The sequence below is a fragment of the Bradyrhizobium sp. 17 genome, assembly GCF_023073515.1.
In the GTDB taxonomy this organism is placed as follows: domain Bacteria; phylum Pseudomonadota; class Alphaproteobacteria; order Rhizobiales; family Xanthobacteraceae; genus Bradyrhizobium; species Bradyrhizobium canariense_D.
The window spans coordinates 64,447-89,009 of the sequence record NZ_JADPJQ010000035.1; the positions used below are offsets into that span (position 1 = coordinate 64,447).

The 24,563-nt window shown below is 64.5% G+C and carries 17 protein-coding genes and 1 pseudogene; 7 read left to right on the forward strand and 11 right to left on the reverse strand.

Going from position 1 to position 24,563, the window contains the following annotated elements; translation table 11 throughout:
- Window positions 1-2 precede the first annotated feature (2 nt).
- The gene (gene tarD / locus IVB13_RS05260; RefSeq protein WP_247488012.1) at window positions 3-1,160 is read left to right on the forward strand and encodes a mandelate racemase/muconate lactonizing enzyme family protein; all 1,158 of its coding nucleotides are present in this window, start codon (window positions 3-5) and stop codon (window positions 1,158-1,160) included.
- A gap of 188 nt (window positions 1,161-1,348) precedes the next feature.
- Here the strand turns inward: tarD and IVB13_RS05265 are convergent, their stop codons facing one another.
- A complete protein-coding gene (locus IVB13_RS05265; protein ID WP_247488013.1) occupies window positions 1,349-2,701 on the reverse strand; it encodes a malonyl-CoA decarboxylase in 1,353 nt (450 codons plus the stop codon).
- 171 nt (window positions 2,702-2,872) lie between these two features.
- Window positions 2,873-3,724 carry a helix-turn-helix transcriptional regulator gene (locus IVB13_RS05270; protein ID WP_026232669.1) on the reverse strand — a complete coding sequence of 284 codons (852 nt, stop codon included), beginning with the start codon at window positions 3,722-3,724 and terminating at the stop codon, window positions 2,873-2,875.
- 59 nt (window positions 3,725-3,783) lie between these two features.
- Here IVB13_RS05270 and IVB13_RS05275 point away from each other — a divergent pair, with 59 nt between their 5' ends.
- Window positions 3,784-4,956, forward strand: a complete 1,173-nt coding sequence (locus tag IVB13_RS05275; RefSeq protein WP_247488015.1) for an MFS transporter — start codon at window positions 3,784-3,786, stop codon at window positions 4,954-4,956.
- A 432-nt stretch (window positions 4,957-5,388) separates the two neighbouring features.
- Window positions 5,389-7,656: a cation:proton antiporter gene (locus IVB13_RS05280; RefSeq protein WP_247295001.1), complete on the forward strand. Its 2,268-nt coding sequence runs from the start codon at window positions 5,389-5,391 to the stop codon at window positions 7,654-7,656.
- Here IVB13_RS05280 and IVB13_RS05285 read toward each other — a convergent pair.
- Window positions 7,653-10,811, reverse strand: a complete 3,159-nt coding sequence (locus IVB13_RS05285; protein ID WP_247294998.1) for a multidrug efflux RND transporter permease subunit — start codon at window positions 10,809-10,811, stop codon at window positions 7,653-7,655. The two genes, IVB13_RS05280 and IVB13_RS05285, sit on opposite strands and share 4 nt — an antisense overlap.
- Window positions 10,812-10,826: 15 nt before the next feature.
- A complete protein-coding gene (locus tag IVB13_RS05290; RefSeq protein WP_247294996.1) occupies window positions 10,827-12,020 on the reverse strand; it encodes an efflux RND transporter periplasmic adaptor subunit in 1,194 nt (397 codons plus the stop codon).
- Between the two features lie 255 nt (window positions 12,021-12,275).
- On the opposite strand from IVB13_RS05290, the gene IVB13_RS05295 reads away from it, so the two are divergent.
- Window positions 12,276-13,070, forward strand: coding sequence for an ABC transporter substrate-binding protein (locus tag IVB13_RS05295; protein WP_247294993.1), 795 nt, complete (start codon window positions 12,276-12,278; stop codon window positions 13,068-13,070).
- 36 nt (window positions 13,071-13,106) lie between these two features.
- Here IVB13_RS05295 and IVB13_RS05300 read toward each other — a convergent pair.
- From IVB13_RS05300 to IVB13_RS05320, 5 genes and pseudogenes are all read right to left on the reverse strand, one after another.
- Window positions 13,107-13,715: pseudogene (locus IVB13_RS05300) on the reverse strand (YncE family protein); the annotation flags it as partial.
- A 24-nt stretch (window positions 13,716-13,739) separates the two neighbouring features.
- Window positions 13,740-14,237: a hypothetical protein gene (locus tag IVB13_RS05305; protein WP_231190411.1), complete on the reverse strand. Its 498-nt coding sequence runs from the start codon at window positions 14,235-14,237 to the stop codon at window positions 13,740-13,742.
- A gap of 199 nt (window positions 14,238-14,436) precedes the next feature.
- Complete coding sequence (locus IVB13_RS05310; protein WP_018454095.1) at window positions 14,437-15,510, reverse strand: hypothetical protein; 1,074 nt, start codon at window positions 15,508-15,510, stop codon at window positions 14,437-14,439.
- A 102-nt stretch (window positions 15,511-15,612) separates the two neighbouring features.
- Window positions 15,613-17,103: an NAD(P)/FAD-dependent oxidoreductase gene (locus IVB13_RS05315; protein WP_085351881.1), complete on the reverse strand. Its 1,491-nt coding sequence runs from the start codon at window positions 17,101-17,103 to the stop codon at window positions 15,613-15,615.
- A 106-nt stretch (window positions 17,104-17,209) separates the two neighbouring features.
- Window positions 17,210-17,659 (reverse strand): cupin domain-containing protein, encoded by a 450-nt coding sequence (locus IVB13_RS05320; protein WP_018454097.1) that lies wholly within the window; start codon window positions 17,657-17,659, stop codon window positions 17,210-17,212.
- Between the two features lie 187 nt (window positions 17,660-17,846).
- On the opposite strand from IVB13_RS05320, the gene IVB13_RS05325 reads away from it, so the two are divergent.
- The gene (locus IVB13_RS05325) at window positions 17,847-18,866 is read left to right on the forward strand and encodes an AraC family transcriptional regulator (protein ID WP_018454098.1); all 1,020 of its coding nucleotides are present in this window, start codon (window positions 17,847-17,849) and stop codon (window positions 18,864-18,866) included.
- Window positions 18,867-19,042: 176 nt separating this feature from the next.
- On the opposite strand, the gene IVB13_RS05330 is transcribed toward IVB13_RS05325, so the two are convergent.
- A complete protein-coding gene (locus IVB13_RS05330) occupies window positions 19,043-20,902 on the reverse strand; it encodes an ATP-binding protein (protein WP_247294990.1) in 1,860 nt (619 codons plus the stop codon).
- A gap of 142 nt (window positions 20,903-21,044) precedes the next feature.
- Window positions 21,045-21,677 (reverse strand): cupin domain-containing protein, encoded by a 633-nt coding sequence (locus IVB13_RS05335; RefSeq protein WP_018454100.1) that lies wholly within the window; start codon window positions 21,675-21,677, stop codon window positions 21,045-21,047.
- 216 nt (window positions 21,678-21,893) lie between these two features.
- Here IVB13_RS05335 and IVB13_RS05340 point away from each other — a divergent pair, with 216 nt between their 5' ends.
- Window positions 21,894-23,585 (forward strand): peptide ABC transporter substrate-binding protein, encoded by a 1,692-nt coding sequence (locus IVB13_RS05340; protein WP_085351879.1) that lies wholly within the window; start codon window positions 21,894-21,896, stop codon window positions 23,583-23,585.
- Between the two features lie 27 nt (window positions 23,586-23,612).
- On the forward strand, window positions 23,613-24,563 hold the full coding sequence (locus IVB13_RS05345; RefSeq protein ID WP_204512119.1) for an ABC transporter permease: 951 nt from the start codon (window positions 23,613-23,615) through the stop codon (window positions 24,561-24,563).

Genomic DNA, 24,563 nt, shown 5'->3' on the forward strand with positions numbered 1-24,563 from the left:
GCATCGTCGACGTCCGCGAGATCACGAAGCCGATCTCTTCGCCGATCCGCAACGCCTATATCGATTTCACCAAGATGACGACGAGCCTCGTGGCCGTCGTCACCGACGTCGTTCGCGACGGCAAGCGCGTCGTCGGCTACGGCTTCAACTCCAACGGCCGCTACGGGCAGGGCGGCCTGATCCGCGAGCGTTTTGCCTCGCGCATCCTGGAGGCCGATCCGAAATCGCTGCTGAACGCGGCCGGCGACAATCTCGACCCCGACAAGGTCTGGGCCGCGATGATGACCAACGGGAAGCCGGGCGGTCACGGCGAGCGCTCGGTCGCGGTCGGCACCATCGACATGGCGGTGTGGGATGCGGTCGCGAAGATTGCGGGCCAGCCGCTGTTTCGCCTGCTGGCTGAGCGTCACGGCGTCAAAGCCAATCCGCGCGTGTTCGTCTACGCTGCCGGCGGCTACTACTATCCCGGCAAGGACCTCTCGATGCTGCGCGGCGAGATGCGAGGCTATCTCGATCGCGGCTACAACGTCGTGAAGATGAAGATCGGCGGTGCTGATATCGAGGACGACCGCACCCGCATCGAAGCGGTGCTGAAGGAAATCGGCAAGGACGCGCAGCTCGCCGTCGACGCCAACGGCCGCTTCGATCTCGAGACCGGCATCGCCTATGCCAAGATGCTGCGGGATTATCCCTTGTTCTGGTACGAAGAAGTCGGCGATCCCCTGGATTACGCGCTGCAGGCAGCCCTCGCCGAATTCTATCCGGGCCCGATGGCAACAGGCGAAAACCTGTTCAGCCACCAGGATGCCCGCAATTTGATTCGCTACGGCGGCATGCGCCCCGACCGCGACTGGCTGCAATTCGATTGCGCGCTGTCCTACGGCCTGTGCGAATACCAGCGCACGCTGGAGGTGCTGAAAACTCATGGCTGGTCGCCGAGCCGCTGCATCCCCCACGGCGGCCACCAGATGTCGCTCAACATCGCAGCCGGCTTAGGCCTTGGCGGCAACGAGAGCTACCCCGACCTGTTCCAGCCCTATGGTGGCTTCCCCGACGGCGTCCGCGTCGAGAACGGCCACATCACCATGCCGGAGCTGTCAGGCATCGGCTTCGAAGGCAAGTCGGATCTCTACAAGGAGATGAAGGCGCTGGCGGAGTAGGGGGCGCGACGGCCACGCCATGCTTTCCGCTGTCATGCCCCGGCTTGACCGGGCATCCAGTACGCCGTGGCGAATGTGGCGAGAGCGAGCGCTTCAACGGAGGCCTCTGGAATACTGGATCGCCCGGTCAAGCCGGGCGATGACACCGAGATTGTGGACGAACCAACGCAATCAGCCGAGGTCGTCCCTTACGACAGTCGCATATCCAACAGCCGCCGCCCTTCGCCCTTCAAGAGCTTCTTCACCGCGCTCGAGGCCACGACTTCGCCGTCATTGGCGTAGGCTTCGTGGTTCTTCTCGATGTCGTCGAGGCGGTAGAGGTAGTTGACCATCACGCCGGCGGACTCGCGCACGCCCTTCGGCGAGAGATCGCCTAACCAATTGATGCGCTCGAGGCGGGCGCCATTGCCGAGATGGAAGCGCGCGACGGAGTCGATCAGCTTGCCTTTGGGTGTGCGCGCCTTCAGGAAATAGTGCGCCGCGAGCGGTTCGATCACGCCACGTAGCAGTGTCGTTGTCTCGGGGTTCTCGAACCATTTGGGATCGTCGAGGCGCTTCAGGATCTCGCGGTCCTCGTCCGACAGCGGCAAATCCTTGTCCTGCTTCACCCATGGCATGAAGCCCGGCACCGGCGACAGCGTCACGAAATTGTCGAGCTTGGGCAATTCGCGGCGCAGCTCCTCCACCACCTGCTTGATCAGGAAGCTGCCGAAGGAGATGCCGCCCAGACCGCGCTGGGTGTTGGAGATCGAGTAGAACACGGCGGTACGGGCGCGCTCGATCGGGACGGATGGGCGATCGACCGCGAGCAGCGGCGCGATCGCGCCGGGGATCGTCTCGGTCAACGCGACCTCGACGAAGATCAGGGGCTCGTCCACCATCGCGGGATGGAAGAAGGCGTAGCAGCGGCGGTCGACCGGATCGATGCGGCGGCGCAGATCGTCCCAGTCGCTGATCTCGTGCACGGCCTCATAACGGATGATCTTTTCGAGGATGTTGGCCGGGGTCGACCAGTCGATCCTGCGCAGCACGAGAAACCCCCTGTTGAACCATGACGAGAGAAGATGCGAAACGTCGCGATCGAGTGCGGCGAGATCGGCGTGCCTGTTCATCATGTCGAGCAGGTCGGCGCGCATCTTGACGAGATCGCCGGTGCCGCCGGGTGCGCGGTTGAGGCGGCGGATCAGCTCCTGCCGGCGCGGCTCGGAGGCGAAGTGCAGGGCGCTGGCATCCTCGTCGGCCGGCTTGGCGCGCCATGTCTCGATCGCCTTGGACAGGCGTTCCCGATCCGGGCCGAAATCGCGCACCAGGGCTTCGAAAAAGGCGCGACGTCCCGCCGCATCCAGGTCCTGGTAGATGTCGAGCACCTCACGCGCCATGGCGGTGCCGGAAGCTTCACCCCGGCCCGACAGCAGCGCGCCACAGAGCTCGATCAGCCCATCGGCCTCCGGCTTGGTGTCGGCAGAATCCCCGCGGCGAAGCAGCGTGCGGCCGCGCTCGGAGATGGTAGTAAGTAAGTCGGAGAAGAAGGCGTTGGCCATCGGGGCTTTCGTGTCGGGTTTGTGCGGTGCGGGAATCTTACACGGGATTTGGGCGGAATCCGATCACAATCAAGCGGGGGATTTTGGCAAGTTTAGCGGGGCTATGCGCCCCAAGTGAGTTGTCATGCCCCGGCTTGACCGGGGCATCCAGTACGCCGCAGCTTTTCGCTTCTAGCCGCGCCGTCTCGGAGTACTGGATCGCCCGGTCAAGCCGGGCGATGACACCGAGTGTGTGGCAAACTCCGTCGGCGTCCGTCCCGTCACCTGACGGAACGCGGCCGAAAACGCCGGTACGCTGGCATAGCCGAGCTGGGTCGCGAGCTGCTTCACGGACACATTGGCATCGGTGGACAGCCGCTGGATCGCCGCCGCAATCCTCGCACGCTGGCACCAGCTCTTGAAGCTCAGCTGCGTCTCTGTCGAAAACAGCCGCGACAGTGTGCGCGCGGAGGTTCCGACCTCGCGCGCCAGCGCGTCGATGTCGTGCAGGCCGGTGGGATCGTCGAGCACGATCATGGCCGCGCGCCGGCAGCGCGGCTCGTGTGGCAGCGGCACGAAGGTCGCGGAATCCTCGGCCCGGACCAGTTCCAGCATCACTAGCCGAACCAGCAGATCGGTCCGCTCCTCGGTATTTTGCGCGTCGAACAGCGCGAGGATCGCCTGGTTCAGCAGCGGCGACACCCGCACCACGAATTCCTTGGTCAGTCCCTCATGGCGCTGCGCGCGCTTCAGCCAGGCCAAGTCGAAATACAGCGTCCGCATCTCGATGTCGGCGAGCAGATCGATGGCGTGCTGGAGCCCGGCGGGGACCCAGACCGCGCGGTCCGGCGGCACCAGCCAGCGCCCTCCGGGCGTCGTCACCTGCATGGTGCCCCTGGCGGCATAGATCAGCTGTGCCTCGCGGTGCATATGCGGATCGATCCGCATGCCCTTGGGATAGTCGCGTGCGACCAGATGCACGCCCGCGGGCGAGCGATGATTGCTCCGGACCGCCCGGAGGATTGGCGTCTCGACGACAGTCATTGGCAGCATCCCGTCATGCCCAAGACATATAACTCATTTCGGAGCAGGAGAGGATTCCCATGAACAGCCCCAGCCGGGTGATCAGTTTCGTCAACGCGGGCCATTTCATCGACCATTACGCGATGCTGATTTTCGCCGCCGCGGTGATCATCATGGGACCGGCGCTCGGCATGGCCTATTCGGAACTCCTGCCTTACGCGACGCCGGGCTTCGTCGCCTTCGGCGCGGGCTCGCTGCTCACCGGCTGGCTCGGCGACCGCTGGAGCCGTCGCCACATGATGCTGATCTTCTTCGTCGGCATCGGCGCCTCCATGATCTCGGTTGGCTTCGTGCAGACCCCGGCCCAACTCGGCTCGGCGCTGTTCGCGATCGGCATTTTTGCCTCGATCTATCATCCCGTCGGCACTGCCATGATCGTCTCCTACGCTGACAGGCTCGGCCGCGAGATGGGCATCAACGGCGTCTGGGGCAATCTCGGCGTCGCTTCGTCGGCGCTGGTCACCGGCGTGATCGGCCAGTATCTCGGCTGGCGCTTCGCCTTCATCGTCCCCGGCATCGTCACCATCCTGATCGGCATCGCGTTCGCGACGATGGTCGTTCACGAGGACCGCAAGGGCTCGAAGCAGGCGGCAGCGCAGGCGCGGGTCGCCAAGCAGGACATGTGGCGCGTGATCCTGTCGCTGCTGATCGTGGTGATCGCGATCTCCACGACGTTCAACGCCGTCACCGTGGCGCTGCCAAAGCTGTTCGCGGAGCGGCTTGCCGATCTCACCAAAAGCCCGGCGCTGCTCGGCGTCATCGCGGCCTGCGTCTACGTGTTCGGCGCGATGACGCAGTATACGATCGGCCGGCTGCTCGACCGCTATTCGCTGAAGACAGTGGCGCTGCCGCTGTCCTTCATGCTGGCGCCGTTCCTGTATCTCGCCGCGAGCCTGTCCAATCTGCCGCTGATCCTGGTCTCGATCGGCATCGTCATGGGCGCGTTCGGACAGGTCACGGTCAACGACGCCATGGTCGGCAAATACACCAGCGAGGAATGGCGCTCGCGCGCCTATGCCGTGCGCTATTTCATCGGCTTCACCGCGGCCGGCGCCTCGGTCGGCCTGGTCGCCTGGCTCTACGAGCAGGGCGGCTTCGTCACCATGCTGCATGCCTTCGCCGCACTCTGCCTGCTCGCGATCGCAGCCGCGATCATTCTCCCGCGCGAGATCAGGACACCGCAGGCGGTGTGAGGGATCGGCGTGAGGCGCGCGCCCGTTTCAATCCCGTCATTGCGAGGAGCGTAGCGACGAAGCAATCCAGAATCTTTCGGCGGACGGATTCTGGATTGCTTCCGCCTTCGCTAAAGGTTCGGCTGTCAAGTCGCCGCGCCCGCAATGACGTGGGAGTGGCGGCGGCTCGCGTAGTCTGCCGATGATGCCATCATGCCAGTGTTTTGCCCGACGGGGCAAGCATTTTCGGCAAAGCGAAATTAGATTTCGGCAAAGACGAAATTTTCTCCAGTCTTTTCAACCTCATCTCTACTGTGCATGGGGTTGTTTTCGCGTTTTTTTGTTGAGGCCCCTTACCCGCCGCGAAGTCAAGGAACTCCTGTTGCCTGCCGCGGGTTCTATCCCCGTCATCCCGGCACCTCGCCGGGGCAGATGAAGGGGTAAAATTCCTGCATGCAGTGGAGCCTGCTCCGACCGGTCGGCCTTGTCCCCGCGGCGCTTGTCCTCACCACCGTTGCGGCCAGCGCCGAGGGCGGCAAATCGGCCGGTCCCTCGGAATTCCTGCTGGTGGCCCAGATCGTGCTGTTGATCGCGGTCGGCCGCGGTCTCGGCGAGATCATGCAGCGCCTCGGCCAGCCCTCGGTGATCGGCGAATTGCTCGCCGGCATCCTGCTCGGTCCCTCGCTGTTCGGTTGGGTCTGGCCTGACGCACAGCAGGCAATCTTCCCCAAAACGCCCGAGCAGAAAGCGATGATCGACGGCATCGCGCAGTTCGGCATCCTGCTGCTGTTGCTGCTGACCGGCATGGAGACCGACCTCAAGCTGGTCAGGAAGGTCGGCAAGGCCGCGATCGCGATCTCGATTGCCGGCATCCTCGTGCCCTTTGCCTGCGGTTTTGCGCTCGGCGAATTCCTGCCAGATGCGCTGTTGCCGAATCCGCAAGCCCGCCTGGTTGCGTCGCTGTTCATGGGCACGGCGCTGTCAATCTCCTCGGTGAAGATCGTCGCGGTGGTTGTGCGCGAGATGAACTTCATGCGCCGCAATGTCGGCCAGATCATCGTCGCCACCGCCGTCATCGACGACACCATCGGCTGGATCATCATCGCCGTCATCTTCAGCCTCGCTTCGCACGGCGCGCTGGATATCGCCTCGGTGGCGAAAGCTGTGCTGGGCACGCTGGCCTTCCTCGCGATTAGCTTCACCATCGGCCGCCGCATCGTGTTCCAGCTCATTCGATGGGCCAACGACAATCTCGTCAGCACCGCCCCGGTCATCACGGTGATCCTGCTGCTGATGTGCGCGATGGCGCTGGTCACGCATCTGATCGGCGTCCACACCGTGCTCGGTGCCTTCGTCGCCGGCATTCTGGTCGGGGAGTCCCCGATCCTGACGCGGCAGATCGACGAGCGGCTGCGCGGGCTGATCTCGAGCTTCTTCATGCCGGTGTTCTTCGGTTTGGCCGGCCTGAGCGCCGACCTCACGGTGCTGCGCGATCCCCATCTGCTGATGCTCACCGGCCTGCTGGTCGTGATCGCCAGCGTCGGCAAGTTCGGCGGCGCCTTCGTCGGCGGAACCGTGGGCGGGCTGAACACAAGGGAGTCGCTGGCCCTCGCAAGCGGGATGAACGCGCGCGGCTCGACCGAGGTGATCATCGCCACCATCGGTCTTTCGATCGGCGTGCTCAGCCAGAACCTGTTCACGATGATTGTGACCATGGCGATCGTGACCACGATGGCGATGCCGCCGATGCTGCGCGCCGCGCTGGCAAAGCTGCCGATGAACAAGGACGAGCAAGAGCGCCTGGAGCGGGAAGAATTCGAGAAGCGCGGCTTCGTCGGCAATCTCGAACGCCCCTTGCTCGCCGTGGACGAGAGCGTGAACGCCACCTTCGCTGCCCACATCGCCGGCCTGATCGCCGGCATGCGCGGCTTGCCAATCACCGTGCTGCACATCGGCAAGCGCGCCAAGGATCAGGAGAAGGGCCGCGATGAAGAGGAAAGCGCGGAAACCGTGGTGAAGAAGGCCGCCGAGATCGTATCGGCCCATGGCGATGGCGATGTCGGCAGCGTCGACGTCGTCACCCGGGCAAGGCGTGCGGAGCTCGGCGAGTCCATCGCCGACGAAGCGCGCAAGGGCTTCGATCTTCTGGTCATCGGCGTCGACAAGGTTGCTGCCGCCAAGGATCGCTTCGATCGGAGGATCGAGGACATCGCAGCGAAGTTCGAGGGACCGCTCGCGGTCGTGGCGGCCAAGGGCAAGCACCTGAAGCAGCCGACGCCCGAGGCGCTCAACATCCTCGTTCCGGTCTCCGGCAGCGGCGTCTCCAAGCGCGGCGCCGAGGTCGCGGTCGCGCTGGCGCAGGCGGGATCAGGCTCGCTCCGGGTGATCTATGTCGCGACGACGCGCGACAAGGGCGCGCAGCGCGGCGCCTCGCGTGGTCTGAACCAGGAGGCCGGCATCCTGAAGGACGCCAGCGATCTCGCCGCCCGTTACGAGGTCGACATCACCACGACCTTGCGCGCGAACCGGGCGCCTGAAGCGGCGATCCTGCGCGAGATCGAGACCACCGCCGTCGATCTCGTGGTGATGGGGGTCGATCGCATCCAGGCCGATCATCTCTCCTTCGGCGGCGTCGCCGACGCCGTGCTCAGGCAAGCGAAGGTGTCGGTGCTCCTGGTCTCGAGCGGGGAGGCGCGGCCGACGTCCACGGAGAAAGCCTAGGATTTCACTTCGGCCACTGCCACCGCCTTCGGCGTTTTCTTCGACGCACGCCAGTTCTCGAAGCGCTGCACCACCACGAAGAACGCCGGCACGAACAGCACCGCGAGGCAGGTCGAGGCCAGCATGCCCGAGAACACCGTGATGCCGATCGACTTGCGCGCGCTGGCACCGGCGCCGGTCGCGATCACCAGCGGCACCACGCCGAGGATGAAGGCGAACGACGTCATCAGGATCGGGCGGAAGCGGGCGCGCGCAGCTTCGACCGCGGATTCCAGCACCGGCTTGCCATCGCGGCCGTGCAGCTCGAGCCCGACCTCGACGATCAGGATGGCGTTCTTGGCCGACAGCGCGATCAGCAGGATCAGGCCGATCTGGCAATAGAGGTTGTTGTCGATCTTCAGTGCGTTGAGGATCAGCATGGGGCCGAGCAACGACAGCGGCACCGCCAGGATTACCGAGATCGGCGCGTACCAGCTCTCGTACTGGCCGGCGAGCACGAGATAGACCAGCAGCATGGCGAGCCCGAACACCCAGTAGATCTGGTTGGAGACGGCCTTCTCCTGATAGGACATCGCGGTCCATTCGAAGCCGGTGCCCGGCGGCAGCGTCTTGTCCGCGATCTCCTCCATCAGCTTCAGCGACTGGCCAGAGGAGTAGCCCTGCGCCGGCAGGCCGATCACGGTCGACGATGGATAGAGATTGTAGAGGCTGATCAGCGACGGGCCGGTGGCGGGCGTGATCGTGGCAACCGTGCCGATCGGGATCATGTCGCCGTTCGAGTTGCGCACCATCATGTTGGCGATGTCGCGCTCGGTGACGCGGAAGGCGGGATCGGCCTGGGTGTAGACCTGGAACACGCGGCCGAACTTGTTGAACTGGTTGACATAGGACGAGCCGAGATAGGTCGAGAGCGCCGCGAACACCTGGTCCGTCGTCACGTGCAGCGTCTGGGTCTTGATGCGGTCGATCTCGACGTTGAATTGCGGCACCGAGGAGCGGAACGAGGATTGGACGCGCTGCAGCGCGCTCTGGCTCTGGCCATTGCTGACCATCGCGCCCGTGATGGCCTGGAGCTTGGCGAAATCGCTGTTGCCGTCGCGCAGCTCGACCTGCATCGAGAAGCCGGCCGCGTTGCCGATGCCCTGGATCGGCGGCGGCGGCAGCACCAGCGTGCGCGCTTCCATGATGGCCGCGAGCTTGTCGTTCAGCCCGTAGACCAGTGAGCGCAGATCCTCGCCCGGTCCTTTGCGCGCGTCCCAATCTTTCAGGATAATGTAGGCGACGCCGGCATTGGCAAGGCTGGCGCTGTTGTCCAGCGCGGAGATGCCGGCGATGGTGATGACTTGCTGGACTCCGGGCGTGTCCTTGATCAGCTCGCTCGCTCTGTCGAGCACCTTCTGGGTCCGTTCCAGCGCGGCACCGTCAGGCAGTTGCACGGCGGCGATCAGGTAGCCCTGGTCCTCGATCGGCAGGAAGCCGGTCGGTACCCGGGACAGCCCGTAGCCGCCGATCCCGATCAGCACCAGCGCGATCGCGACCGAGATCGTGCTGTTCCTGCACAGCACGCCGATCAGTCGGATGTAGCCGCGCTCGACGCGGTTGTAGACCGCGTTGAAGCCGCGATAGAAGAAGTTGCGCTGCTCCGGCGGCACCGTCGGCCGCAGCCAGAGAGCGCATTGCGTCGGCTTCAGCGTCGCCGCGTTGATGGCGGACAGAAGCGCGGTCGCCGCGATCACCAGCGCAAATTGCGAATAGATGCGGCCGGTGAGCCCGGCGAGGAACGACGCTGGCAAAAACACCGAGATCAACACCAGCGTGATGCCGACGATCGGCGCGAACAGCTGGTCCATCGCCTTGATCGCGGCGTCATGGCCGTTCATGCCCTGCTCGATGTTGTGGGCCGCGCCTTCCACCACGACGATGGCATCGTCGACGACGATGCCGATCGCTAGCACGATCGCGAACAGCGTCGACATGTTGATGGTGAAGCCGAGCGCGGCCATGGCGGCGAAGGCGCCGATGATGGTCACCGGCACAGTGGTCGCCGGCACCAGCATCGCGCGCCAGTCCTGCAGGAACACCAGGATCACGACCAGCACCAGCAGGCCGGCCTCGATCAGCGTCATGTAGACCTCGTGCACCGAGGCCTGCACGAATTTGGTGGTGTCGAACGGCGTGTCGTACTTCATGCCCTGCGGGAAGGCCTTGGCGAGCTGCGCCATCTTCTTCTCGACAGCCTGCTCGACCTGGAGTGCGTTGGCGCCGGGTGACTGGAACACGCCGATGCCGGTGGCAGGCTGCTTGTTGAGCGAGAAGATCTGGCTGTAGGTCTGCGCGCCCAATTCGACCCAGCCGACGTCGCGCACCCGCGTGACGTCGCCGCTGGTGCCTGATTTGACAATGATGTTCTCGAACTCGGTGGTATCGTCGAGCCTGCCGTTGACGTTGAGGGTGTACTGGAACGCCTGACCCGGCGGCGTCGGCGGTGCGCCGACCTGGCCGGCGGAGACCTGCTGGCTCTGCTGCTGGATCGCCTGGATGACGTCCTGCGGCACCAGGCCCCGGACCTGCAGCTTGTTCGGATCGAGCCACACCCGCATCGAATACTGGCCGGCGCCGAACACGGTGACGTTGCCGACGCCGGGCAGGCGCGAGAGTTCGTCGCGGAGGTTGATGGTGGCGTAGTTGCTCAAATAAAGGCTGTCGAACGTCTTGTCGGGCGAGGTCAGCGTCACGAACAGCAGGATCGACGTCGACCGCTTCTGTACGGTGACGCCCTGGTTCTGCACCGACTGGGGCAATTGCGACAGCGCGCTGGAGACGCGGTTCTGCACCAGCACTTGCGCGAAGTTCAGGTCGGTGCCGATCTTGAAGGTCACGGTCAGCGTATAGGTGCCGTCGGAGCCGCTGTAGGACTGCATGTAGAGCATGTCCTCGACGCCGTTGACCTGTTGTTCGATCGGCAAGGCAACTGTGTCGATCACGGTCTTGGCGCTGGCGCCGGGATAGCGTGTGGTGACCTGCACTGTCGGCGGCACCACGTCGGGATATTGCGCGATCGCGAGGTTGAACAGCGCGACGCCGCCGATCAGGATCATCAGCAGCGCGATGACGTTCGAGAGGACCGGCCGCTCGATGAAGAACTTTGAGATCATGGCAGGCGCTCCTACTTACTTGGCAGACGCCTGCGGCTGCTCGATCTTCGTCACCTGCGGCTCGATCTTCTGGCCCGGAATCACCCGCAGCAGCCCTGCGATCACCACGCGATCATCCGGCTTCAAGCCGCTTTCGATCACGCGCAAACCGTTGTCCACGGGACCGATCTGCACCTTGCGCTGCTCGACAACGTTGTCGCCATTGACGACGAGGAGATAGCGGCCGCCCTGATCGCTGCCGAGCGCGGTGTCGGGCACGAGCAGGGCGTCCTTCTCCTGAGTGAAGGGCACGCGAACGCGGACGAAATAGCCGGGCAGCAGCACCCGCTTGTCGTTGGGGACAAGGCCCCGCACTGCGAGCGTGCCCGTCGACTGGGTGAGGGTCGGGGCGACATAGTCAAGCTTGCCCTCATGCGGATAACCGGCCTCGGTCTGCAAACCGACTTGAATCGGAAATTGCTTCATGTCTGCGGCGGTGAGCCCGCGGCGGGCGGCCTCGGCACGGATGCGCAGCACGTCCTGCTCGTTGACGGTGAAATTCACATAGATCGGGTCCATCGCGACGATGGACGCGAGTTGAGTTGGAGAGGAGACGCCGACGAGTTCGCCGACCGAGACCATGTGAGCGCTGACGATGCCGTCGAAAGGCGCGGTCACGTTGGTGTAGCCGTAGTTGACCTGGGCGAGCTTGGTGTTGGCCTCGGCCTGCTGGAGATTGGCCTGCGCGTTATCGCGCGTCGATGTCGAGGTGTCGAGCGTGGCCTGCGAGACGGCCTGGCGCTGCACCAGCTCAGCCTGCCGTTTGTAGTCGGCTTCCGCCTGCCGGACTGAGGCCTGCGCGCCGGCCTCGGCCGCCCGCGCCTGGTCGAGCTTGAGCTTGTAGGTCTCGGGCTCGATCGTGAACAGCTGGGTGCCCTGCTTGACGAAGGCGCCGTCCTGGTAGTCGATCGATTGCAGGAATCCCTGCACGCGCGCGACGAGATCGACATTCTTGAACGGCGCGGTGTTGCCGGTGGCCTCGACATACCGCGTCACCGGGCGCTGCACCGGCGCGGCGACGTCCACCTTGGGCGGCGGCGGAGCGACGAAACTGTTCTTGTCCTCGCAGCCGGCGAGCGCGGCCACGGCCATCGCGGCGGCCAGTGCCTGCCCGACATGTCTCCACGCTTCGTTGCGCCGTGCGGGAGATGCGGGATTCGCGCAGGTCATTCGGTGGCCCCCGGTTGCTGTCTATCGAGGCGGGAGGCTACCAACAAATGCCCGGACGTGGAACACCATAGCCATGGCAGTCGTCGGCCTTGCGCTGCGGACCGCGCTGTGGCCTTTGGCAGTTTTGCCATCACAAACCGCTTTTTATCGCGCACCCGATCGACCAGAACTATGTCACAGGCCGAGCGACGGCGCGCGAAGCGGTCGGGACGAACAAGAGAAGAATACAAGAAGAAAAGGTCGGGAGATCATGACATGCCCACGTCGGTCCTTAAGTCGGTCCTTGCCGGCCTCATTCTCGCAGCGGCGGTCGTCATGCCCGCGCTAGGCGATGGACTTAAGGACGAGATCGCACCGACCGGCAAGCTGCGGGTCGCGATTGCGATCAGCCTGGCTGGCGGCGCGTTCTGGTCCACCAAGACCGGAGACGGCTATGCCGGCGTGCCGGTCGATCTCGGCAGGGAGATGGCCGGGCAACTCGGCGTGCCCGTTGAATATGTCGTGTACCAGAATTCAGGGCAGATCACTGACGCGGCATCGAACGGCAACTGGGACGTCACCTGGTTGCCCAAAGATCCTGAGCGCGAGAGCAGGATGATGTTCGGCCCGATCTACGAGGTCGCGGACGCCACCTACATCGTCAAATCAGGCTCGAACGTCACCAATTTCGCCACGCTCGATCAGGGGGGCATCAAGGTCGCGGCCGTGAACGCCACGACCACGATGCGCGGCGCGGCCGCGCATCTGAAGAATGCGAAGGTCACGGGCTATCAGACCTATGACGAGATCTTCGGCCTCCTCAGCAGCGGCCAGATCGATGCGTTTGCGCTGTCGCGCGACCAGCTCAACAAGATGGCGCAGAAGATCCCGGGCACGCGCGTGCTCGACGAGACCTTCAAGAAGACCGTCACGGCGGTCGCTGTACCGCTCGGCCACCCCCAAGCGCTGACCTTCGTCACCAAATTCATGAACGAGGCGGTGACGAATGGCACCTTGCGCAAGGCCTACGACAGCAATGGCCTGAAGGACGCGCCGATCCGCACCGAATAGGACGGCGGCGCAGGATGACTGCGCCGCGCTCCGGCCCTACGGCTCCGCGGTGCGGATGCCCGCGGGGCTCACTTGCATCTTGAGCGTGGATGTCTTGTTCAGCGCCTTGCCATCGAACGAGAAGGCGATCAGCTCGTTTTCGACCATGCACTGGGCCACGACATATTTGGACTCCTTGGACCACACCATGCCCTGGCACCAATGGCCGATCTTCGCTTCCGTCACCGGCGTAAGGTCAGTGCCCGAAATCTTGTAGACCTTGAGCAGGCCGAAATCGTTGAAGAACGGCGACGCCGACGGCTTGTTCGAACCGTTCATGACGGTCACGGCCACGTAGTTGCCGTCCGGGGACATCTTCACGGCTTCCGGCGTCTGCCCGACGGTGACTGTCGTGACGACGCGGATCGGTTTCGCCGTCATGTCGATCAGGCTGATCGAGTCGTTGTCGCCGCTGCTGGCGCCGACATTGCCGACGATGGCGGCGGCGCTGCCGGTGACATCGATGTCGTAGGGGCGGATGCCCGCGGAGAGATCGCGCTTGGCGTACTCGACCTTGCTCCCGTCCACAGTCAGAAGCGAGATCTTGCTGTCTCCGTCGCGCGTGACCAGCGCGGTCGCGCCGTCATGGGAAAAGACCGCGTGGCTGGGGCCTGATTTGGCGTCGCCGAGCTAGATCTTGCCGACGGGCGCAAGCGTGCCCCCGCTGATGGTGAAGACCGAGACCGTTCCTTCGCTGCGGTTCGCAACCAGCGCCAGCGTGCCCGCGCGGTTGATCGAAACGCCGGCAGCGCCCGCGCCGGCTTGCAAGGTCGCCAGTACTTTGGGCGGCGTGGATTTCAGGTCGATGACCGAAAGCTTGTCGTCGGGCACCGTCTTGGTCGGATCCGCGGGATCGAGCTTCATCGCGCCGGTAACGAGGGCGAACGCGCCATCCGGCGCAATTGCCACGCTCGGCGGCGGTCCGACGACGCTGGCCGGGGCGGGCACCTCGCCTAGAAGTTTCAAGGCACCGTCGGTGAAGTCGATGACGCTCACCGTGTCCGGCAGTGGTTGCTTGCGCACCAGGGCGCTGCCGTTCTCGAGCACCATCTTGCCGTCATTGGCCGTGACGACGATCTCGGCGTGCGCGGCGAAATTGGCGAGGCCCGCCAGGGATGTTGAGATCAAAGCACATGCGGCACGGCGCGTGCGCTTGCGAAGAGCGGCTGTCATATGTCCCCCCGAGATTTGTTCTTGTCCGGAGAAGCTAAATGCACCGGGCGCAGGACGCAATGACCAGGTGGCGAGCGTTTGCCTTTGAAGACGCCGACGGACGGCTACAAGGCGGGAGCTAGCCTCTCAGTCGCGTGCCACGCGGCGAGGCCCCTCAGCGTGGCTTGATCTCCGCGTATTTCGCCATCGCCTTCTCGAACTTCCGCTTGAACAGCCACATCGCGCCAAGGATTTCCCGGAAGCTTGCCGAGGTGCGCGCCCGGTCGGCCTGTCCGAATGCGAAGATGCTGTTGTTGCGCAGGTGCTTCATGATCGTCGGACTGGACACCCTGTAGTTCAGGAGATCGCCGGACCTGAGCGCCGCCCGCGTCGGCGTGGGAACGATCTGGATCAGCTCGAACAGCTTCATTTGGTCGATCGGGTCGGGCAGCGTCTTCACGATTCCTGGGATCTCCCGGAAAATATCCGCATGCGCGTTCATCAGGCCGTCGCGCACGTTGGTCCAGTGATTGAAGCGATGATCGGTGCCGCGGGCCCGCGCCTCCTCCTTGTCGTCGCGCGCGCTCAACCCGGGATCGGCGGCCGCGATCTCGCCCTTGATGGCGTCCCATTTCCTATGGCCGTTGCGGTCCTCGGACGGGCCGGTCTGGAAGCTGCCCATATAGGTGTTCGAGCGCCCGTTGCGGACGTTCTGCTTGCCGTTGGTCTCGGCGAAGAACAGCCCCAGACTGATCCGGCCCGCGGCTTCGGCGTGGTCAGGCGCCAACCCCTTGGCGCGTGCGATCGCGACCGCGAGATCCACCACGTCCTTGAACGGTGTCGCCGAGTTCTGCGCGCCGGCCGGCGGCGCTTCCATGATCTCGAACAGCTTTGAGTATTCGTCCACCAGCGGTTCGATGTCGGCATCGAAATAGGCCGGCGGGATCTCGAACTTGTTGGGCCTGCCGGTCCGCGACGGCATGACGTCGGTGAGATCCTTGTAAGCACTGATCACGGCGACGCGTGCCAGATAGAGCGCCTGGCCCGGCAGGTTCGGCAGCGGCTGTTTGGCGTCGATCTGGCGGCGCCGCTCGGAGAGAATCGCTTTGAAATCGCCGAGCGCACGCTCGTAGGTCGCAACCGCCTCCGATTGCCTGGCCGTGAGCGTTTGCGCCAGGCTCGGGACGAAGGTCGCAAGGATCAGCCCAAGCGCCGTTATGACTGCGGCGGCGCGATGTCGTGCTCTCATGGCCGGTTCCCTGGGCCTGTCGATTCGATGGCCAAGGGGATCGTAAGCATCGGAGGCGAGGGCTGGCGAGCGGCAAATCCCACTCGGCCCGAATTCGCGGCCTCACGCCGCTTGGTAATCCGGCGCGGAGGCGAGAAACCGCGCATAGGCGTCCGCGTCCGGCGGCCGGAAGTGGCCCGCGAGCCCGCCGCGCTTCTGCTCCTTGGCGCCGATGTCGGCCATCAGCTCGTCGAAGTGACGGTAGTGATAGGGCGCGACGCAGAGGCCGCCATAGACGCCCGCAGCCGGCCGTTCGACCCGCTTGAAGTGCAGCATCATCTCGATGTTGTCGCGCATCTGTTGCGCGGTCGGCTGGCGTGCGAGCTGTCCGTCGGCGTAACGGACCAGCCAGTTGGCGGCGAGGTCGGCGCAGAGCACGGTGCAGAACGAGGAGTTGAAACCGACGAAACCGAGCTCCGGCAGGTCGGGATTGGCGATCAGGCGATAGAGCCGGTACTGCCCATCCGCATCGACCAGTTTTGCCTGGTACGCGGCGGGCAGGAATGGCACGCCGAGCTTGTAGCCGATCGCGAGCACCGCGACATCGGCCGCCACGCGCTCGCCGCCGCTCATCACGATGGTGTCACCGTCGTAATGATCGAAGCTGCCGAACACGGCCTTGATGCGGCCGTCGGCTACCATCGGATGGAAGCCGGGTGTTGCGATCGGCACCGAGCAGTTGACTCCGTCCTCGATCCGCTCCTTCGGCACCATGTTGCATTGCTTCAGCTTGAGCTGCGCCTTCAACAGGCTTTCCAGCCCGCGCCAGTTTGCCCAGACGAACGGTGCTGCGATGCGATGCGCAAGGCGCGACATCGCGCCGATGCCCCAGCCCGGAAACATCTCCTCCTGCGCACGGATGTAGAGGATGCGCTTGAAGTTCACGAGACCGCCGATGAAATAAGGAATGCGCCAGACCGGCTCGCGCATCACGATCGTCACCTCACGCGCGCCCGCTTTCACGGCGTTCACCGCGATGTCGGTTGCCGATTTCGATCCGCCGAGCACGACGACGCGCCGTCCTTTCACCACTTGAGGATCGTTGTATTTCGATGAATGCAGGATCTGCCCGCCCTGTGCTAGAAAGCCGTCTTCGCCTGGGCAGTGCAGCTCCCGCGGCTCGTTGAACTGTCCGGTGCAGACCGCGACGAAGTCGAAATCCTCAGCTGTGCTGGCGCCGCTCTTGTCCGAGAGCGCGAGCGTCCAGCCTGGTCTGCCGTCGGCGCGTCGCGCCATGCCCGACACGCTGGTGTTGAAACGCAGCATACGGTCGAGGCCAAAAATTCGTGCGTAGTCGGCGAGGTAGGCGTGGACTTGCGATCCGGTCGGCCATTCCGGATAGGCTTCGGGCATGGCGCGGTCGGTGTAGCGGTAGAGCTCCTTCGGGCTCTGGGTCTGCACCTCCGGATAGGAGCGCGCCGGCTCCCAGACGCCGCCGAGATCGGCGCTGCGTTCAATGATGGTGACCCGGTGACCGCGGGTCGAGAACGCCTTTGCGGCGGCAAGGCCGGAGACGCCGGCGCCGATCACGCAGACATGCTTTGGGTTGACCATGGGATTGCTCGCGAGCTCGAATGTTCTGGGCACAGCAGGCCGCGTTCGGCCGCGCTGCGCCGCCGCTGGACCTGCGACGAAACAGAAATGGGAGTGGGGCGGCCGCCTAGTCGTTGGCTTCAGGCGGCAGGAAGTCGACCTCGTGCAGGGCCGAGATGCGCACGACCTCGGCGGGGTCGGCCAGATTGTGGAGCTGGTTGAACAGCGCCTCCAGCTTCTGCATCGGCGAGACCCAGAACAGCGCGCGGGCCGGCTTGTCGGACTTGTTGAAATAGCCGTGCGGGATGCCGCGCGGCAGGCGCACGAGATCGCCGGCGTTGGCCTTGACCCATTTGCCGTCGAGCTTGAGGTCGAGCGTGCCCTCCTGCACCAGGATGAATTCGTCCTGGGTCGGATGGATGTGCACTGGCACGAACTGGCCCGGCTCGCTGTTGGTCTCGAAGGCAAAGGTGGAATCGGTGACGGCCTTGGGAAAATAGACCTGGCCCAGAATATTCCAGGTCTTGCCGCCATAGCCCGTGCCGTTCGCGGTAATGCCCTTCTCGAGTGCAGTCATGGCTCGCCTCCATCGTGGATCCCGACGAGGGTGGAGCTTCGGTCAGGCGCGGGCTGCTGTCTATCCGCTAAACGAATCCGGACACGTCCTGTGCCGTGCGGCACGACGTTTTTGCGACAGGGCTCTTTCCGGGGACGGGGAACTATTATAGGTTTAAAATATTCCGTGATGCCAAGCGTGGTCGGCGATGTCCGCAGCCGAGCTGGAAATGAGCACGCCTCGATCCGCGGCCGAAAGGCTCGCGGCTTTCGCCCGCGTCACCACCGACGACGCCGACGAGGCGGCCGAGCAGGTCGGGCGCATCTTCTGCCCGCATGATCTGACGCCGATGCGGAGGTCGGGCTTCTCGGCCAGGCACAATTGTGCCGCCTTCGACGGCTTTTCCATCAACTATGTCGCCTATGGCGGATCCGTCACCATCGATCCCGGCTGCCTCGACCGCTTCTTCCTGGTGCAGATCCCGCTCGCCGGCACGGCCCGTATCCGCGCAGGTACCCGCGAACTCGACACAGCGCCGGAACGGACGGCGTCGCTGTTGTCGCCGACCATCCCGACCCGGATGATCTGGACCGAGTCGGCGCAAGCGATCCTGCTGCTCGACCGCCGCATGGTCGAGCAGCGCGCAGCGGCATTGTCGGGCAGGGCGACCGGCGCGGTCGAGTTCGACCCTACGCTCGACCTGAACGTGCCGGCCGCGCGCGGCCTCGCGGCGAAGCTCGTCGAGCTGATGATGCTCGCCGAAGGTCTCGGACCGTCCGGCAGGCTTTCACCGGTCGCGACCGCGGGCTGGCGCGAGGCGCTGCTTCATTACCTCCTCGACGGCCAGCGGCACGGCCTGTCCGACGCGATCAGAACGTTCTCGGGCCAGGGCGAGCGTCTGCCGCGCGCGCTGCACACTGCGCGGGACTGCCTCGCGGCGAATGCCTGCGAGCCGCTCGACGTTGCGCACCTCGCCTGTGAGTCCGGGATCGGCATCCGCGCGCTACAGCTCGGTTTCCGCCGTCATTTCGGCGTGTCGATCTCGCAGATGCTGCTCGACATGCGCCTCGCCAATCTCCACACCCGGCTCACGCAAGCCGAGCTGGACACTTCGATCACCGAGATCGCCTTCGATCTCGGCTTCACCCATCTCGGCCGCATGGCCGGCGCCTATCGCGAAAAATTCGGCGAGACGCCGTCAGCGACGCTGCGGCGGAAGATGAGCTGATGCGCCGGCGGCTTCCCGATGTCGGTTGGGGAGCGCGCGGCGCGAAGACGCGGCATCATTTGAACGTCGTCGCCTGAGTAACATCGCCCCAGCAATACTGATCGTCGCAGTCTTTTAGCTTGTCGTTGATTGACCATTCAACCATGCCACCCGCGTTGGAATTCGCAGCGGATGGCCTAGGTCTTCCGCGACCTTGTCGCGCCATCGCGTTCAGCCGCCTGCCTGCGCAGAAAGCCTTCGAGATCGGCCTGCACGGAATAGGGCGTCGGGATCGGATCGCCCGCGTCGTCGACAGCGGTGTCGAGAGAGCGGCGCAGCATGCGCGCGAGCTCGGCCTTGCGGTAGGGCTTTGTCAGAAGCGGTGCGCCCTTGGTGGCGCGCCCCTGCGCATGCGGGGCGTCGTAGGCATAGCCCGACGTGAAGAGCACCCGCAGCGAGGGGCGCGATGCCACCATCTCGTCGGCGAGCTCTCGTCCGTTCAAGCTGCCGGCCATCACGATGTCGGTGAAAAGCAGGTCGAAGGGCGTGCCTTCGGCCGCGATGGCCAGTGCCTCGGCTGCATTGGCGGCCGAGATGACCTTGTAGCCGAGGCTTTCGAGCTGAACCGTGACGTACTGGCGGACGTCGCGGTCGTCCTCGACACAAAGAATGGTTTCCGTCCCGCCCACGACCTTGCGCTCGTCATAGCCGGTGGGGCGAAGCGTGCTCGCCTCCGCCTTCGGCAGATAGATCGTGAAAGTCGTGCCGCGTCCTTCTTCGGAAGCGACCTTGATTCCGCCACCGGACTGCTTGATGAATCCGAACACCATGCTGAGCCCGAGCCCGGTGCCCTTCCCGATGTCCTTGGTCGAGAAGAAGGGATCGAAGATCCGCTCCAGAATGGCCGGCGGAATGCCAGTGCCGGTATCGCCTATCTCGATCTCGACATAGTCGCCGGCATAGCCGGCCCCGACCGCCACGGCCTCGCGGACGCCGAACACGACGTTGCGCGTCGTCAACGTCAGTCTGCCGCCGTCCAGCATCGCGTCGCGGGCGTTGATCGCGAGGTTGAGAAGCGCCGAGCTCAATTGGCCGCGATCGACGAGGGCGAGCCAAATGTTGCCGTCGAGCCGGGTCACGATCTCGATCTTCTTGTCGAAGGTTGCCAGCAGCAGCTTTGCGAGCTCTTCGAGCAGCTCGTTGATGTCGCTCTCGGCCGGCTTGAGCGCCTGCTTGCGGGCAAAGGACAACAGGCTCGACGTCAGCGCGGCGCCGCGATCGGCGGCGTCGCTGATCAGCTTGGTGATGGTCGCGAGCGGCGGATTATCCTTCACGGCGTCGGCGAGGATCTCGATCGTGCCCGTGATCACGGTGAGCATGTTGTTGAATTCGTGCGCAATGCCGCCGGTGAGCTGACCGATCGCCTCCATCTTCTGGGCCTGGATCAGCTGCTCCTCGGCGGCGCGCTTCTGGGTGACATCCTTGACGAAATTGTTGATGAGGGTGCGCCCCCCGATGTGGAGCGCCGTGCTGGAGGCCTCGATCAGGATCTCGTCGCCGTCCCGGTGCAGCAGGGTCGCTTCGAACCGGATGCCGATCGGCGTATCCGACAATTCCGGCAGCAGCCGCATCATGCGTTGCCTGAAGCCGTCGCGCAGCGGCTCGGCGATGAGGAGATTGACGACGTCCGTGCCGAGCGCCTCCTTGTGCGTCCATCCCGTCAGGGCCTCGGCCTGAAGGCTCCATTCCAGCACGATGCCGTTCTGGTCGGTCTGAACGAAGGCATCGAGCGCGGTCTTGATGACCGCTTGCGTCATCTGTGCGCTGGCCCGCGCCTGCTCGGTCAGTAGCGCGGCGGCCCGTTTTTCCTGCGCCGTTTCGATCGCGCGCGTGCACAGACGAGCGAGCAGGACCGCAATGGCGCCGCTTGCGAGCATGGCGACGATCTGGGCAATGCCGAACCCGGTTCCGGTCGCGGCATAGGAGACGAGGAGAGCCGCCGCGGTCACGATGACCTGCGCGGCCATCGCGAGTGTCAGAAGCCGCCTGAGTTTCATGGTCTCACACCAACGCGTCAGTGGCAGACCCTCGTGTCCGCCCTGTCAATGACCGGCTCCACGTGAGCTACAGATGTGAGCTACAGATTCCGCGCGGCAGCGTCGAGGGGCAATTTGCGGTGGTGCCGGGCTGGCGGCGCTTTCAACCTGCCGGCGAATCGGTCTGGCGCAGCGTCGTCACCCAGATCACGCGGGCCGTCTGCTGGGTCGGGTTGTCGAACATGTGCGGCACGATGCTCGGAAAGCGAAAGCTGTCGCCGGCGTCGAGCAGATGGGCCTGGTTGTCGAGCCACAGCCGCAGGCTGCCTGAGAGGATGTAGCCCGCCTTCTCGCCGGTGTGCTGCAGGAAGTCGGTGCCGGACGAGGCGCCGGGATTGAGCGTGAGCTCGTAGAATTCGAGCTGGCCTTTGTCTGCCGGCGTCAGCGCTTCCTTGACGACGCCGCTGGCGGTGAGCCGCAGCAGGCGCCGGCCGTTCTTGCGCACGATATAGCGCTGCACGTCGGCGGGATCGGTGGTCTCGAAGAAATAGGAGATGGGAACGTCGAGCGCGATGCTGAGCAGGCGCAGCGTGCGTATCGACGGCATGGCGCGCGCGCGTTCGAGCTGGCTGATCATGCCGTTGGAGAGGCCGGTCTTCTTGGCGACGTCCTGGATCGACAGGCCCGCGCGCTGCCGCAGCAGCCGCACGGTCTCGCCGAGGCGCTGGTCGACGGCATCGTCGGCTTCGGTCGGCGGGGCATCCTTCGGATCGTTGATCTCGCCGCGACCATCCATGTCGCTCTCCCATGCATCATCTCAGCCCGGACAATGACGTTCCGGAGCTTCAGTCGGAGTGAAAAGGTCGCGCATCCTAGCAATATGATTGACAGCTGTATTTAGTCGTGATGAACTTTTGATAGAAAATTTAGAAGCACTAAAGCCCATTCCTGTCCCTTTGCCGGGGTCTCGGGGCCCGGGAGACGGTGCCGCGTGCGACAACGGAGAGTGGTCATGGCGGACGACACCGGGAAGTTCGGCGTTGGGGCACTGCATCTCGGCAATCCGAATCGCCGTCAGATCTTTCAGCTCGGGGCCGGCGCCGCGGCGGGATGGACGCTATCGGGCAACGCATTTGCGCAGACAGAACGCCCGACCAATCCGCCGGACAAGCCGCGCGGACAGGTGATCGCGGCGCTGTCGCAGGAGCCCACGGTCTTTCATCCCCTGATGCCGGGCATCGAAGTCGATCAGGGCATCTGGTGGCAGGTGTTCTCGCCGCTCTGGTTCATCGATCCCGACGGCAAGTTCGTTCCCGACCTCGCCCGCGAAGTCCCGACGGTCGAGAATGGCGGCCTCTCGGCCGACGGCCTGACCTGGAAGATCAAGCTCCGCAGCGACGTGAAATGGCACGACGGCACGCCGTTCACGGCCGAGGACGTGAAGTTCTCGCTTGAGCTGATCAACAACCCCGATTTTCGCGCGCGCAGCCGCGTCGGCCATAGTCTCGTCAAGGACATCAAGATCGTCGCGCCCGACGAGATTCACTGGCGCATGGAAGCTCCCTATTCGCCCTATATGTCGATCCTGGGATCGCTGACCTTCATCGTGCCCAAGCACATCCTGGAGAAGGTGACCGATCCGAACGCCTCGCCGTTCCACAATGCGCCTGTCGGCACCGGACCGTTCCGCTGGGGCGAGCGCGTGCCGGGCGACCACATTCAGTTGAATGCCCATACCGGCTATCACGCCAAGGGACCCTACGTTGAGCGCGTGGTGTTCAAATACATTCCAGACCTGACCGTGCTCTACACCCAGTTCCGCACCGGCCAGGTCGATTACACCGGCCTGCAAGGCATTCTGCCGAACTTCGTGCAGGAAGCGAAGACGCTGAAGGGCCGCAAGATCTTCGTCTCATCCACGTCGTCGGTGGAGCACATCGCGCCCAATCTGGAGTTCGGCGCGTTGGCGGACCGCACGGTGCGCGAGGCGCTGTATCTCGCGATCAACAAGCAGGCGATCATCGACGCGCTGAACTACGGCTTGCCGACGCAGACCGAAAGCTTCGTGCCGCAACAGGCCTGGTCGTTCCAGCAGGGACTGCCGCAGCACAAATACGATCCGGCCAAGGCCAACACGCTGCTCGATGCGGCCGGTTGGGTCCGCGGCGCCGGCGGCGTGCGCGAGAAAGGCGGCGTCAAGCTCGAATTCACCAATTCAACGACGTCGGGCAATGCGGTGCGTGAGCAGACCCAGCAGCTGCTGATCCAGGACTGGCGCGCGATCGGTGCCGCGATGCGCGTCAACAACATGCCGGCCGCCGTGATCTGGGGCGACTTCTGGCAGCAATCGAAATTCAATTCGGTGATCGTGGGAGTGAATTTCATGCTCGGCAGCGACCCCGACGTGACGCCCCGCTTCGGCTCCGGCGCCATTCCTGCCAAAGGTGGCCGCGGCTACAACACCTATCAGTATCGCAACCCGGAGGCGGATCGGCTTCTCGCCGAAGGTGCCAAGCAGTTCGATCTGGCGCAGCGCAAGACGACCTATGGCGCTCTGCAAAAGCTCATCCGCGACGACCTCGCGATCCTGCCGCTGTTCCAGGGCTTCATCGCCGAAGGTGTGAAGGAAGGGCTGCAAGGCTTCCGTCCCAACATCAACATGTCGATCAACTGCTGGAACATTCGCGAATGGTATTGGGCCTGATGGTTCAGGCGCGCGAGATCGCCTGAGATGGCCCGTTACGTCGCCAATCGCCTGGCGCAGGCGATCATGCTGCTGGTGATCGTGTCCGCGATCGGCTTCGCCATCCTGCATCTGGCGCCCGGCGGTCCGCTCTCGCAATTCGCGGCGTCCGCGCAGATGACGCAGGAGGATCTCGACCGCGTCACGCGGCAACTCGGCCTCGATCGTTCGCTGCCGATCCAGTATCTCGATTGGTTCGGCCGGATGCTGAGGGGCGATTGGGGCCGCTCGTATCGTGACGGCGAGGCGGTGCTGGCGGTGATCTCGTCGCATCTCGGCGCCACGCTGGAACTGATGGCGACTGCGACCATCATCGCGGTGCTGCTCGGCTGCTGGATTGGCGTGCTCGGTGCGCTGCGCCGCTATTCGCTGTTCGATTCGCTCGCAACCGTCGGCGCCATGATCGCATTGTCGATCCCGACCTTCTGGTTCGGCCTCGTCACCATCTATGTGTTCTCGGTGAAGCTCGGCTGGCTGCCGGCCGGCAACCGGCAGACCGTCGGCGATGGCTCCCTGCTCGATCTGCTCCATCATCTCATTGCGCCGGCGCTGGTGCTGGCGCTGGTGGAGACCGCGATGTGGGGCCGCTTCATGCGCTCCTCGATGCTCGAAGTCATCAACCAGGACTACATTCGCACCGCGCGCGCCAAGGGCATGCCGGAATGGCGAATCCTTACGGTTCACGCCTTGCGTAACGCGCTGCTGCCGATGATCACGATGGGCGGCCTTCAGTTTCCGACGCTGCTCGGTGGTGCGCTGGTCGCTGAAACCGTGTTCACCTGGCCCGGCATGGGCCGGCTGTTCCTCGATTCCATCGGATATCGCGACTATCCCGTGGTGATGGGCATTCTGATGTTCTCGGCGATCATGGTGCTGATCGGGTCGCTGCTGGCCGACATCCTCTATGCGGTCGTCGATCCGCGCATCCGGGTGGGCTAG

Coding starts and splice junctions, on each gene's coding strand:
- IVB13_RS05310 (WP_018454095.1), bottom strand. CDS start 15,510: ATGAGAGCACGACATCGCGCCGCCGCAGTCATAACGGCGCTTGGGCTG.
- IVB13_RS05315 (WP_085351881.1), bottom strand. CDS start 17,103: ATGGTCAACCCAAAGCATGTCTGCGTGATCGGCGCCGGCGTCTCCGGC.
- IVB13_RS05295 (WP_247294993.1), top strand. CDS start 12,276: ATGCCCACGTCGGTCCTTAAGTCGGTCCTTGCCGGCCTCATTCTCGCA.
- IVB13_RS05265 (WP_247488013.1), bottom strand. CDS start 2,701: ATGGCCAACGCCTTCTTCTCCGACTTACTTACTACCATCTCCGAGCGC.
- IVB13_RS05345 (WP_204512119.1), top strand. CDS start 23,613: ATGGCCCGTTACGTCGCCAATCGCCTGGCGCAGGCGATCATGCTGCTG.
- IVB13_RS05270 (WP_026232669.1), bottom strand. CDS start 3,724: ATGACTGTCGTCGAGACGCCAATCCTCCGGGCGGTCCGGAGCAATCAT.
- IVB13_RS05335 (WP_018454100.1), bottom strand. CDS start 21,677: ATGGATGGTCGCGGCGAGATCAACGATCCGAAGGATGCCCCGCCGACC.
- IVB13_RS05340 (WP_085351879.1), top strand. CDS start 21,894: ATGGCGGACGACACCGGGAAGTTCGGCGTTGGGGCACTGCATCTCGGC.
- IVB13_RS05320 (WP_018454097.1), bottom strand. CDS start 17,659: ATGACTGCACTCGAGAAGGGCATTACCGCGAACGGCACGGGCTATGGC.
- IVB13_RS05290 (WP_247294996.1), bottom strand. CDS start 12,020: ATGACCTGCGCGAATCCCGCATCTCCCGCACGGCGCAACGAAGCGTGG.
- IVB13_RS05280 (WP_247295001.1), top strand. CDS start 5,389: ATGCAGTGGAGCCTGCTCCGACCGGTCGGCCTTGTCCCCGCGGCGCTT.
- IVB13_RS05285 (WP_247294998.1), bottom strand. CDS start 10,811: ATGATCTCAAAGTTCTTCATCGAGCGGCCGGTCCTCTCGAACGTCATC.
- IVB13_RS05330 (WP_247294990.1), bottom strand. CDS start 20,902: ATGAAACTCAGGCGGCTTCTGACACTCGCGATGGCCGCGCAGGTCATC.
- IVB13_RS05325 (WP_018454098.1), top strand. CDS start 17,847: ATGTCCGCAGCCGAGCTGGAAATGAGCACGCCTCGATCCGCGGCCGAA.
- IVB13_RS05275 (WP_247488015.1), top strand. CDS start 3,784: ATGAACAGCCCCAGCCGGGTGATCAGTTTCGTCAACGCGGGCCATTTC.